This is a genomic window from Oceanihabitans sp. IOP_32 (assembly GCF_009498295.1).
GTDB classification, from domain to species: Bacteria; Bacteroidota; Bacteroidia; order Flavobacteriales; family Flavobacteriaceae; genus Wocania; species Wocania indica.
This window is the reverse complement of the sequence record NZ_CP040813.1, coordinates 1,740,062-1,753,214: the sequence shown is the minus strand read 5'-3', so window position 1 is coordinate 1,753,214 and position 13,153 is coordinate 1,740,062. Positions and strand designations below refer to the sequence as shown.

Sequence of the window (13,153 nt, the reverse complement as noted above, 5' to 3'; positions counted from 1 at the left end):
ACGCCCCAAAAAGGGCTACTGTGGGCTTTCCGTTACTATCCCTAACGCACTTACCAGTTAAGGGCAGTTTTTAAAATTAGCATGATGTTATTTGGTTCGATTATTGCTATATTTATAGATTATTACGGCTAATGAGATTAAAAAAACTTTCCCTTCGAACACGTATTTTTTTAACCATGATACTCTTGGTGTTGGTGGCTTCTGTTTTAATCGCAGTAGTCGCCATTTATCAATATAGCGAAGAGACTAAAGACTATCATAAACAGCGCTTAGAACGTAAAGAACAAAGTGTAAAAACGCACATAAGTAGCGTATTAAATAGCCGACAAAACACCTGGGAAGTTAAAACCGAAAACATTCCCTTAATCTTTAAAGAAGTCATCTCGAATATCGCAGAAATACACCGACTTCAAATAAACTTATACGATTTAGAAGGAGCGCTTTTAATATCATCAAAAGCCAATTTACAACCCAGTTTAAAAGAACAATGCATAGCAGCCGAAACCCTAAACGCCCTTTCCAACACCGTAGAATTAAATAGCATCACCAATACTGCCGAACATCGCTATGTAGATTTTCATAAAGAAAACGGCGAAACCTTTCAATCGCTATACACCTACATTAGCGATAAAAACTCCAAACCCTTAGCTATCTTAAACATCCCCTATTTAGAGAACGACGATTTTCTCTCTAAAGAACTAAACGAATTTCTGGAGCTTATAAGCTATGCTTATTTGTTTATTTTACTCATGGCCGTGGGTATTGCTTTTCTACTATCAAAATACATCACCAAATCGCTTAAAACCATTAGCGATAAAATTAAAACCACCAGACTGGAAAAGCGGAATGAAAAAATAAATATCGAGGCCACTAGCGAAGAAATCTCTACACTTGTAAATTCTTATAATAACATGATTGACGAGCTCGAAGATAGTGCCGTACAGCTAGCTCGAAACGAGCGCGAACAAGCCTGGAGGGAAATGGCAAAGCAGGTTGCCCACGAAATAAAAAACCCCTTAACACCTATGCGTTTAACGGTTCAGAATTTTCAACGAAAGTTCAATCCAAATGACGAGAATATTTATAAGAAAGTCGATGAGTATAGCAAAACACTCATCCAGCAAATTGATATTATGAGCTCCATTGCCTCAGCCTTTTCCAATTTCGCCAAAATGCCGGCGCAACAAAAAGAAACCTTAAATGTGGTTGAAATTGTAAAACTGGCCTTAGATATTTTTAACGAAGATTATATCGAATTTAAAGCCGAAGAAGACGAGATTATCGCTAAAATGGATCGTACGCAGCTTATTCGAGTAGTCACTAATTTAGTAAAAAACAGCATACAATCCATTCCTGAAAATAAAAATAACCCGAAGGTCATTGTCGAAGTGAAATCTGCTAACAAACACGTTCAAATACAGGTTATAGATAATGGTAAAGGCATATCTGAAGATAATAAAACAAAGGTTTTCGAACCCAAGTTTACCACCAAAACTAGTGGTACAGGCTTGGGTTTAGCTATGGTAAAAAACATCGTAGAAACCTATAACGGCACCATTACACTCACTTCAAAAAAAGATAAAGGCACCATATTTACAGTAACCATTCCTAAAGCATAACACCATGAATTACAACAACATTTTAACAGCATTTAAAGACGGTATTACCACGATAACCATTAATCGCCCAACCAAATTAAACGCATTAAATAAGGCAACCATTCAAGAGTTACACCAAGCTTTTAAACATGCCGATACCGATAAAAATACCAAAGTGATCATAATAACAGGAAGTGGCGAAAAAGCTTTTGTTGCTGGTGCCGATATTTCCGAATTTGCAAATTTTAACGCTACAAATGGTAAAAAATTAGCCAAAAAAGGACAGGAGTTATTGTTCGATTTTATTGAAAACCTATCTACCCCAAGCATTGCTGCAATTAATGGCTTTGCACTTGGCGGCGGACTAGAATTAGCCATGGCTTGCCATTTTAGAGTCGCCAGCGATAACGCAAAAATGGGTTTACCAGAAGTATCGCTTGGGGTTATTCCCGGTTATGGCGGCACTCAGCGTTTACCACAACTGGTTGGTAAAGGACGCGCCATGGAGCTCATTATGACCGCAGGCATGATTAACGCAGATCAAGCCCATAATTTCGGTCTGGTTAACCATGTGACTTCACCCGAAAACTTAATGCCTCTTTGCCAAAACATTGCAAACAAAATATCCAGAAACTCCTCTGTGGCCATTAGCGCTGCCATAAAAGCTATAAATGCTAGTTTTAAAGACGGTGTAAATGGTTTTAAAATTGAAATTGAAGAATTTGGTAACTGTTTCGATACCGAAGATTTTACCGAAGGTACAACCGCGTTCTTAGAAAAACGCAAGGCGCATTTCCCAGGAAACTAAATTTTGGTTTGCGCTTTAAACCTCTACCTTCTTTACTTTGGGAAGTATTTGCAAGTCGTTTAATCATATTTATAATCGGCTTTAATTAAGTATGAGCGAAAAAGAACTGCGAAGCACAACAAGAACACCTATTTATAAAATAGAAAGATGTGAGTAAACAAATTATATGCGACGGGTCAAGGTTAATTTGGTATAAGACCTAAAACAACTATCATGCAGCTAAAAACGCTTGCAGTTTAAGCACTTCAGCAGTTTATAGACCCTTTCTATTTATAAACCATGACCACTAGTTAGCTTTAAAAACATTAAAGGAAATTTAGAAAATGTAATTACAAATTTTATTAACTTCCCAAAGTATAGCAAATTCCTATTTTGTGAAACATCCATAACTAAAACTTGATACACAAGAAAATGATTATTTGGATGTCGCGTGAGACCGATAGAAAACAATTAATATAAACACATGAAACATCCATAACTAAAACTCGATACTCAAGCAAATGATTACATGGATGTCGCATGTGACCCATGAAAAAACATTAAACAATAGCACATGAAACTGATTTTAAGAACTTTCGAATTAAAACTTAGGCACACATTTACTATTTCTAGAGATTCGTACAATACACAGCCCACTTTAATTGTTGAACTTCGAGAGGGTGAGTTTAGTGGGTATGGCGAGGCGACTTCAAACCCCTATTACGGCGTAACAGTACAGAAAATGGAAGAAGACCTTAGGCGTATTGAGCATCTAATAACATCTCATAATAAAACACTCGAAGCGTTTTGGGAAGAAATCTACCCAAATTTAAAACACAATATGTTTGCCTTATGCGCTTTAGATATGGCGTATAACGATTTATATGCACGTAAAAAAGGACAAAAACTTTATGAACTCTGGAACTATAAAACCCAGAATAATCCCTTAACCAATTACACCATTGGCATAGATACCATTGATAAAATGGTGGCAAAAATGAAAGCCTTACCATGGCCTATTTATAAAATAAAATTAGGCACAAAAGAAGATATAGCCATTGTTAAAGCTTTAAGAAAACAAACCGATGCCATCTTTAGAATTGATGCCAACTGCGGGTGGACGGTCGAAGAAACCATAAAAAACGCCAAACTGCTAAAAGAATTGGGTGTTGAGTTTTTAGAACAACCCCTAAAAGCAGACGACTGGGAAGGACATAAAGAAGTGTATAAGAAATCGGTATTACCCATTATTGCCGACGAAAGCTGCCAAGTTGAAGCAGATGTAGACCAATGCCACAACCACTTTCACGGTATTAATGTAAAGCTTGTAAAATGCGGCGGTTTAACCCCAGCAAGAAGAATGCTTATCCATGCCAAAACACTTGGTATGAAAACCATGGTGGGTTGTATGACTGAGTCTTCTGTGGGTATTTCGGCCATAGCACATTTATTGCCCTTGTTGGATTATGTAGATATGGATGGCGCCTTACTATTGTCTGAAGATATTGCTCAAGGCGTAAGCATAGAAAATGGTGTTGTAACATACAGTCACTTAAACGGAACTGGCGTTTCTTTAATATAGCACACTCATGATTGTTGATAGCTTTCCAGATAGAACCATCATTATCAATAAAAAAGAGTATTTGTATTTTGGTGGTACCGCCTATCTAGGCTTGCCTACAAATGCAAATTTTCAAAACACACTAGCAAAAAGCATAACAAAATGGGGATCTTTCTATGGGAGTTCCAGAAGCTCAAACATAAAACTATCGATTTTTGACAAAACAGAAGAGTTATTTGCTCGACAAATAGGTGTAGAAAAAACGCTAACGACATCGTCTGGAACTTTAGCCGGAAAATTGGTTTTAGAGTATTTATCAAAAACCAAAAACACGTTTTACCACTATCCAAAAACCCATCCAGCTATTCTGCAAAGTTATAGTTTACCTTTATTTGAAAATGGTATACTACACCAAAATTTACGCAATAACATAAAAGAAGATATTGTTATAACCCTAGATGCCGTTTTAGCCTTAGAGGTTTTACCTACTGCTTTTAATTTTTTAGACGATATATCTCCCAGTAAGCAAATCACCTTGGTGGTTGATGAATCGCATAGTATAGGTATTTTAGGAACACAAGGACAGGGTATTTTTAATACCATTTGTAGTAAAAACATTAAAAGAAAAATAATGATCGCCTCTTTAGGGAAAGCGTTGGGAATCTCTGGAGGTATTATCGCTGCCGATGCTAAGTTTATTGATACTATACGAGAAGAAGCGCTTTTTGTCTCATCATCTTGTGCGAACCCAGCCTATTTAGAAAGTTATATGATGTCGCAAGATTTAATCCAAAATCAACATCAAATGCTTAAAGACAATTTAGCTTTTTTGTTTGAAAATTTAAAATTAAAAGACGCTTTTAAGTTTAACAACAATTATCCTGTTCTCTATTGCAACATTGCTAATTTTTACGAAAGCATAAAAGAAAACGGCATTATAATTACAAATTTTAAATACCCCAATTATAAAAACGGTATGAACAGAATTGTAATCACGGCAAACCACACCAAATCAGATTTGGTAAGGTTGAAGGCGATGTTGGTGAGTTTTTGAAACCTAATTTAATATAGAAAAAAACCACTCTTCAACTGTTTCAAAGAGTGGTTTTAGGCAGTTTTAGACTAAAAAATCTATTCGTCCCACCATACTGGGGCTATAGGATCTTTTTGATTAGCTAACACATTGGCTTCATTTCTATTTAATTCTGTAGATGGATAATTAGCACGTCTAAACCATTGTCCAAAAAAATCGGCATCACTCTCTAATTCCTCCCTAATAGTTAACCCAGTGAAAACATCATCTGAAAAATCGTATCTTCTAAAATCCACAAAAGTCTCAGGATTTAGGTAATTATGGATATATTTTTCTTTCATAATGTGGTGCAAGGCTAAATTACCTGCACCCACATCAATAGCTGTATCTGCCAAATAATCTGTACCATCTACACCCCACATTTCCATACTTGCAGCGATACCTTCCATGTAAGCATCATAGGCTACAGCACTTGAGCCAATACTGGTAGTAGTACCTCCATTGGCTAAAAATGCGGCCTCTGCTTTTATAAATAACGCTTCGGCATAAGAAATTAAAATTAAAGGGGAATCTATACTGGTATAAAAACCATTGGTTTTAAATCTCGTATTGGCATCCTCTAATCCACTTGGAGATTTTCCTGCACCACCGCTAATAAAGCCCCTATATTCAGTTTCTCCATCGGGTATTTCGGCAATTTCAGGTAATCTAGGATCTATACTTATTGCTCCATTAAATGGATAATAATCACCATTCATTGAACTTACAATTTGGCTAGCAATATCATTACTTAAGTTACCCGTTTCTCGAGCTAATACCTCAGCAGCATACCATGGATTTATACTTTTATCATCATAAAACATTGCGAAGTTATCACTATTGGATGTAAATCCGTTTGCTATGGTTGTCAAGACATCGTTCGCAGTTGTAACACCTTTACCTACAAGATGTAACTGATATCGTGCCTTTATTGTATACGCTGCTCTTAACCATGATTCTGAGTCTCCACCGTAAATTAAGTCGGCAGATCCTAAATTAAACCCAGAGGTATCCGCACTATTTAAAGCTGCTATGGCACCATCTAAAAGATTGAAAATTTCGGTATAAATCTCTTCTTGCGTATCAAAAGCAGGAAAATTTGATTCTGGTCCCTGAATAGCTTCCGAATAAGGTATATTATCCCAAGTATCAGTAGCTATCCCCAGATTAATGGCAATTAAAATGTCTGATATGGCGCCGATATGAGGAGCATTATTTTCAATAGCTTTTGCTTTTACAACTTGTAAATTAGGTAAAATGTAAAGATATACTTGATTCCATAATCCCTCCGCAGAGGTTTGACCCGCAGCACCTCCTCCGGTTGAAACAAAATACTGTGTGTAGTTTCCAAAAGATAATTCTGCCGAACGTTGACCTTCCATAGTGCTGTGAATAACAGGCGCAATTAAATCTTTCATTCCTAATTGTTCTAAGGTCGCTGTATTGGATGGTGTATTAACATCAAAATACTCATCACTACACCCTACCAGTGTAATTACCAATAGAGTAAAAATGGTTGTTATAATATTATTTTTTTTCATGATTTCCTTTTTTAGAATGTGACATTTATACCAAATGAATAACTCTGGCTTAATGGGATACTTAGCCCAGTAAATCCGTATACATTACTTCCCGCACTATACTGATTGCCTTCTGGGTCAAAACCATCAAAGGGTGTCCATAGTAAGATATTATTGGCACTCAAGTTAAAACTAAGTCTTTCTATCTTTAATTTTTCAAGGATGTTAGAACCCAAGTCGTACGACAGCCCAATGTTTCGAAGTTTTACCCACGAGGCGTCCTGCACTAAAATTTCTGAGGCACGGTTATATCGCGTTGAACTTCGGTAATAATTTTGGTCTATTGTGGTTTCAATAGTATTGGCTATAAACCCACCATTTCCATCGTCCATTACCCCAGGTAACACGGTATTTACATTTCTAAATGCAGTTAGACCACGCACACCGTTTCTAATAGAATTACGTAAACCAGAATCATAAAGGTCACCTCCTTTTTTGTATTCTAAAACAAAATTAAATCCGAGACCTTTCCATTTAAAACTATTAGTAATTGATGCTATGTAGTCAGGAAAAGCATTGCCGACTATTACTTTTTCGTCTAAATTAACACGAGGTAAGCCGTCGCTACCTATGTAACGCTGGCCATTTTCATAACGCCATTTGTAACCGTATAGATTTCCCATTTTGTCACCTTCTCTAATTTCGGAGGTTACGCCTGCAAATCCTGAATCAGCAAATATTATAGATTGGATATCATCTGGAATGTCTAAAACATTACCTTCACTCGTAGACCAGTTTAAAGACATATTCCATTTAAAACTGTCTCTTCTAATAATATCTGCACTCAACAATAGTTCGTGTCCAAAAACCTCATAATCTCCAGCATTTCTCGTTATGGCCGATAGTCCTGAAGAATAAGCTGTACCAACATTAAATATTTGATCTTTAACCCGTGTGTTAAAATAAGCGTAGTCTATACGAAAACGGCTATCAAAAAAGCGTAAATCGGCACCAAACTCAATAGATTGATTTCGCTCTGGTATTAGAGTTTGATCTCCTAATAAGGTGCTTCTTCTAAAGCCTCCAACACCAGTAAAAGGGAAATCGCCATCAACTACAAAGTAGCTCCCTGTTTCACCAAAATTCGGTCCTTTACCAACTTCTGCCCACGAAGCTCTTAATTTTCCGAAAGTGAACGTATCATTATCTCCAAAAAGATCTGAGATGTCGTAAGCTAAACTGGCTGAAGGGTAAAAGAATGAACGGTTTTCTTTTGGTAGCGTTGACAACCAATCGTTTCGACCTGTTAGTGTTAAAAATAATTTGTCTTTGTAAGCTAATTTAAGCTCTCCAAACACCCCCATATTACGTAATTGCTCTACCGTACTGTCTATAAAATAATTGGTCGTGTTTCCTATTTCATTAACACCAGCTATATTTAAACCCTCTCCTCGTGCCTCGTCATAATTTCTTTTCGTATCGGAGAGTTGATGACCTAAAGTTAAATCTGTTGTAAAATCCTCAGACCAAGTTTTACTAAATGCCACTAAAAAATTGGACTCTAAAGCCGTAGAGTTTATATTTTGATTTAAAATAAAGCCTCCAACTTGTGAACCACCATCTAAATCTGGACCTACATAGCGATTACGCCTGTCTGAATAGTTATCAATTTGAGCGGCGTAAGTAATATTAACCCATTCTTTTGGTTGCCAATTAAAAGTTGCATTCCCAATCCATCGGTTAACATCGTCAACAAGACTACTGGTTTCCATTAAATATCTTGGATTATCAATAATCCCGAAAGAATAATCACGTTCAGAACCGTCTGGATTTCGAAAATCGTTTATGGGAAATGTACCAGAAAAATAAGATAATGCACTCATTACCGATTTGTCCCCACCATTTGCTCTTTTACCACCAGACTTGCTATATGATACAGAGCTATTAATATTAAAGTTGTTGGTCACTTTATAACCGGCTTTTAGTCTAAGATTGGTCTTCTCGTAGTCTGTATTAGGTAAGATGCCTTCGTCGTTACTATTACCAACAGATAAAAAATAATCCATAGTTTCTGAAGCCCCACTAACATTTAAATTAATTTGCGTGTTTAAACCTGTTCTAAAAATATCATAAGGGCTGTAATAAGCATCGTTTGATAAATCAACCACATTACCATTGTCTAAAGTTGCTGAGTTTTCACTAAATCTTGGTCCCCAAGAATAAAATGAGGTACCGCCCAATCTGGTAAAGCCAAGATCTGTTTCTGGTGTATATAACGTTCTTGGTAGGTTGTTAAATCCTTCTCGATACTCCGTTTGGTCATCTGGTGTTGTTTGCACATTTCTAAACGTAGTGGAAGCCGTTAAGTTTAACTTGGCCTTACCTAACTTACCTTTTTTGGTTGTAATAATAATGGCTCCGTTAGAAGCTCTAACACCATAAAGAGCAGTTGCCGCCGCTCCCTTTAAAATACTATAACTTTCAATATCTTCAGAATTAATATCACCTGCTCTGTTAGAAAATGCGAATTGTTCCGAACTGCTAGCAGAATTAGAGCCTGCACTTGGTCTTACTTCTCCAGAAAAGGTGTCGTTATTAAGAGCTAGACCATCAACAATAATAAGTGGCTGGTTACTTCTAGCGGGGTTAACAGAGGTAATTCCCCTAATCAAAATATCTACACCTCCCCCCGCAGATCCAGAGGTTCGGTTTATTTGCACTCCAGCGACTTGTCCTTGGAGCGCTTCTAAAGCATTGTTTTGCCCGTTAAAACTTACATCGCTTGCATCTATTTGAGTCACAGAATAACCTAAAGATTTCTGCCTTTTAGCAACACCAAAGGCCGTAATAACAACTTCGTCTAGTTGATCAGTATCCTCCTCAAGCCTCACATTTAAGCTCGCGTTTAAAACCGCAACTTCTTTAGTTTTAAAACCTAAAAAAGAAAATATTAATACATCACCTCGATTCGCCAAAACGGTATAATTACCATCAAAATCGGTTGCTGTTCCTGTTGTTGTTCCTTTAACTTGAATGTTTACACCAGGTAACGGCATATTAGAAGCATCGGTTACCTGACCATTTACAGTAATGTTTTGAGAAAACAAAAAACTGCATGTGCTGGTGAAAAAAACAAGCAATAAGAGAGTCGTTTTTTTTTTCATAGGATTAAAATAGATTAATTAGTCTTTAAATGTAACAATTTATCTGCATAATATGTATTATTAAATAAATTTTTTTATGTTTTTAATGGTTTTTAAACATCTTTTCCGCATATTTGATAAATTTAAAACTTGTAAGACCTACGCCAAATTTATCGCTGGTTTAAAAAAATAAATAACAGAAAAACAATACTTATCAATATCATTAGTAAAAATATGCGTGGTTTAACAACAAAATGGATTTGCTTATACTTTTTAACTATTGCTTTACACAGTTGTAAAAGCAAATATGTTGCTAAACAACTGGACGATAACTTTTATAACAACCAATTTACAGGCTTAATAGTTTATAACCCCAAAACAAAGGATACGGTTTTTAAGTATAATGCCGACAAGTATTTTACACCTGCTAGTAATACTAAAATCTTTACTTTATATACCGCCTTACAAGTATTACCTGAAAAAATACCAGCCTTTAAATATCGTGTAGACAAGGATACCCTCACAATTCAAGGTGTTGGGGATCCCTCGTTTTTACATCCTTTTTTTAATGATAGTACAGCCTTAAAAATGGCCAGCCATTACAAAAACGTCAATATTGTTTTAGGAAATTTAACCGATGATAAATTTGGTCCTGGTTGGGCTTGGGAAGATTACGACAGTTATTTTAGTACAGAAAAAAGCAGTTTTCCTATGTATGGCAACGTATTAACAATACATTACCAAGACAGCTTACAAAGTATCCCTAAGATTCTAAAAAACAACATTAATGTATTTCCCTCGTATAAAAAAAGAGAACTTGATGCCAATATATTTTATGTCAACCATAGGAGAAAAGACAGCCTAGAAATCCCCATGGTTATAGATTCGTTATTAGTAAGAAAGTTGTGGGATGATCTACAACCCAATAAAATATCTGTTTCCAAGTATGCTGGTAAAACTTTAGACAAAACCGCTTATAGCGTGAGTGCCGATTCTTTATACAAACGCATGATGCTTGTTAGCGATAATTTTTTAGCAGAACAGATGCTCATTATGGCGTCTTCAACACTTTCAGACACCTTGAGTTCACAACGTATTAGAGATACCATTTTAAATAATCAATTAAAAGATTTAAAACACAAACCCCGCTGGGTAGACGGCTCTGGTTTAAGTCGTTACAACCTATTTACACCAAGCTCTTTTGTGGAAGTGCTTAGCAAATTACACCAGCAAATACCTGAGCAACGCTTATTTAATTTCTTCCCTGTTGGTGGCGTATCAGGCACCTTAGAAGATTATTTTGCCGGAACAAGTAAACCTTATATTTATGCCAAATCGGGTACCTTAGGTAATAATTATTCGTTAAGTGGTTATTTAATCACAAAGTCTGGAGACACCTTAATTTTTAGTTTTATGAACAACCATTACAAAACACGAACAAGCGATGTTAAAAAACGCATGCAAACTATTTTAGAGTGGTTGCGCGATACATATTAACTGCCGTTTATTTGTAAATTAAAGCGTTTTTAAGCCTAGTACTTTTGGTTTTTAAATCAATTAAAAATCCGTTAATTACGGCATACTCGTTAATGTTATTTTTTTGTAATAAAAAAGTTGGATTTACGCCTGGATTAATTTTAAAACCCGGAAGTTTATAGCCTTTTTTAACCAAATGAATAGGTTTTTGGGCTTCGATTTGGTGTTTGGGTAAGTGTTCCATTTGCAAATAAGTGTAACCCGATTTTAAAAGTTCGTAAACGTCTAAACCAGAAGTGTCTTCAACACTATTAAATACCTCAGCATAAATTTTTCCTTCAACAATGGTATAACCTTTGGCATTAAACGTATTATAGCCGTAAAAGGTCGATAAATCGCCTTGATCTACAACCCTTCCCACATTATAAAAATCGGTATTATTGGCGTTATCCATTTCAAATCGATTAATACCAACATCAATAGTGTAAGGTTTGTCTAACAAGTTATAGGTAGCCTCTTCAATTTTTAAATCGAATAGTTTCCTGTCGTTTCTTGGTATCCTTTCATAATCACTAATAGGAATATTTTGGTACTGCTGGTTGGCAATGGCGTAAATAGCCGATAGAATAGACACATAATTTAGTTTCCTAATTTCTTGTTTTTCAACATCGTTTTTATAACCTCCAGATTCAATTAAAATAGCACTCGTGCCCCATTTTTGTATATTATCGCCAAAAGCTCTAGGCTCGAAAGTATCACTGTATCTTCCTACTTGACCAGGTGCATATTTCTGAATAACCGCATTCATAAAAACAATTATTTTCATAGCATCTGCACGTACCTGGTTAACGTCTTTTTCGTAATTAAAGGCGGGTGCTAAATAAGAAATAGTTGCGGGTTTATTGGTGCGTTCTGCATTGTAATAAATACTTTGGTCGTGCAAATTAAACCCGAAATCGGCATCAAGGCTATCTCTAACCCGTTTTAAGGTTTGCCCCTCTGGAGATTGTAAACGCAAGGCATCTCGGTTAATATCAATGCCTAAGGCATTTCGGCGCATAAATTTTTCGGCACCATCGGGGTTTAACATTGGTAAAAAATGAAGCGTAACACGATTTAATATATTTTCTTTTTCTGTGATAAAATCTCTGCTGGCTAGTAAGTTAACAATATCGAAAATAGCCAGTGTTGCCGTGGGCTCATCACCATGCATTTGCGACCACAAGAACACATTGGTTTTTCCAGAACCTACACTAATCAAGGTTAAATCACGTCCTTCAATAGATTGTCCCACTTTGTTTACAGTAAACTCTGGTCGAGTTTTAAGCGCCTGTATTAAAGGTTGAATATCTTGATGTTTTATACGTCGTTTTTCTAAGCTAGTGGCTTTATAATTGTCGTAAGTATCGTAAATCGCCGAAGTGAAATCTGTAGTTTGACTTGTAACCGATAGGGTGATAAATATGACGAATAATTTAAAAAAAGACTTCATAATAATAATTCAGATTATTGTTTTAAGTATATAAATGGTACTTTTGATACTACAAGAAACAAAAATATTTACACAATGGCAGATATAGTTACAACACAATGGAAAGGTGATATGGTTTTTGAATCGGATAACCCGCGTTGGGATTCCATAATGATGGATGCTTCTGAAGAATTTGGTGGCACCAACTCAGGTATGGCACCAAAGGCCATGATGTTATCATCGCTTGCCGGTTGTTCAGGTTTAGATGTGATTTCGGTTTTAAACAAAATGCGGGTTAAAGTAGACGATTTTAAAATGATTGTTAAAGGCGAACTTACCGACGAGCATCCAAAAATTTATCATAAAGTTAGTGTCGACTATCATTTTTATGGTAAAGATTTAAAAGAAGATAAAATAAAAAATGCCGTAGATTTATCGGTTGAAAAATATTGTGGCGTTATGGAAATGTTCCGTCAATTTGCCGAAGTAAAGATTGGAATACACTACCACACAAACTAAAAACTT

Annotated in this window: 9 protein-coding genes; 6 read left to right on the top strand and 3 right to left on the bottom strand. The window is 35.9% G+C overall.

The features are described from left to right. Positions 1–131: 131 nt before the first annotated feature. The 4 genes from FEZ18_RS07250 to FEZ18_RS07235 all read left to right on the top strand — a co-directional run bounded on the left by FEZ18_RS07250 (position 132) and on the right by FEZ18_RS07235 (position 5,000). Complete coding sequence (locus FEZ18_RS07250; RefSeq protein ID WP_153267708.1) at positions 132–1,619, top strand: sensor histidine kinase; 1,488 nt, start codon at positions 132–134, stop codon at positions 1,617–1,619. A 4-nt stretch (positions 1,620–1,623) separates the two neighbouring features. Next, the gene (locus FEZ18_RS07245; RefSeq protein ID WP_153267707.1) at positions 1,624–2,406 is read left to right on the top strand and encodes an enoyl-CoA hydratase/isomerase family protein; all 783 of its coding nucleotides are present in this window, start codon (positions 1,624–1,626) and stop codon (positions 2,404–2,406) included. Between the two features lie 553 nt (positions 2,407–2,959). Next, complete coding sequence (locus tag FEZ18_RS07240) at positions 2,960–3,967, top strand: dipeptide epimerase (protein ID WP_153267706.1); 1,008 nt, start codon at positions 2,960–2,962, stop codon at positions 3,965–3,967. A gap of 7 nt (positions 3,968–3,974) precedes the next feature. Then, on the top strand, positions 3,975–5,000 hold the full coding sequence (locus FEZ18_RS07235; RefSeq protein WP_153267705.1) for an aminotransferase class I/II-fold pyridoxal phosphate-dependent enzyme: 1,026 nt from the start codon (positions 3,975–3,977) through the stop codon (positions 4,998–5,000). 77 nt (positions 5,001–5,077) lie between these two features. Here FEZ18_RS07235 and FEZ18_RS07230 read toward each other — a convergent pair whose 3' ends face one another. Together FEZ18_RS07230 and FEZ18_RS07225 are read right to left on the bottom strand one after the other, a co-directional pair. Continuing rightward, positions 5,078–6,559 (bottom strand): SusD/RagB family nutrient-binding outer membrane lipoprotein, encoded by a 1,482-nt coding sequence (locus FEZ18_RS07230; RefSeq protein WP_153267704.1) that lies wholly within the window; start codon positions 6,557–6,559, stop codon positions 5,078–5,080. An 11-nt stretch (positions 6,560–6,570) separates the two neighbouring features. Continuing rightward, positions 6,571–9,702 (bottom strand): SusC/RagA family TonB-linked outer membrane protein, encoded by a 3,132-nt coding sequence (locus tag FEZ18_RS07225; protein ID WP_153267703.1) that lies wholly within the window; start codon positions 9,700–9,702, stop codon positions 6,571–6,573. Positions 9,703–9,915: 213 nt separating this feature from the next. On the opposite strand from FEZ18_RS07225, the gene FEZ18_RS07220 reads away from it, so the two are divergent. Next, entirely contained in the window at positions 9,916–11,178 is a 1,263-nt protein-coding gene (locus FEZ18_RS07220; protein ID WP_153267702.1) for a D-alanyl-D-alanine carboxypeptidase/D-alanyl-D-alanine-endopeptidase, read from the top strand. Positions 11,179–11,185: 7 nt separating this feature from the next. Here the strand turns inward: FEZ18_RS07220 and FEZ18_RS07215 are convergent, their stop codons facing one another. Continuing rightward, positions 11,186–12,649 (bottom strand): M14 family zinc carboxypeptidase, encoded by a 1,464-nt coding sequence (locus tag FEZ18_RS07215; protein ID WP_153267701.1) that lies wholly within the window; start codon positions 12,647–12,649, stop codon positions 11,186–11,188. 75 nt (positions 12,650–12,724) lie between these two features. Here FEZ18_RS07215 and FEZ18_RS07210 point away from each other — a divergent pair, with 75 nt between their 5' ends. Continuing rightward, the gene (locus tag FEZ18_RS07210; RefSeq protein WP_153267700.1) at positions 12,725–13,147 is read left to right on the top strand and encodes an OsmC family protein; all 423 of its coding nucleotides are present in this window, start codon (positions 12,725–12,727) and stop codon (positions 13,145–13,147) included. Positions 13,148–13,153: the final 6 nt, after the last annotated feature.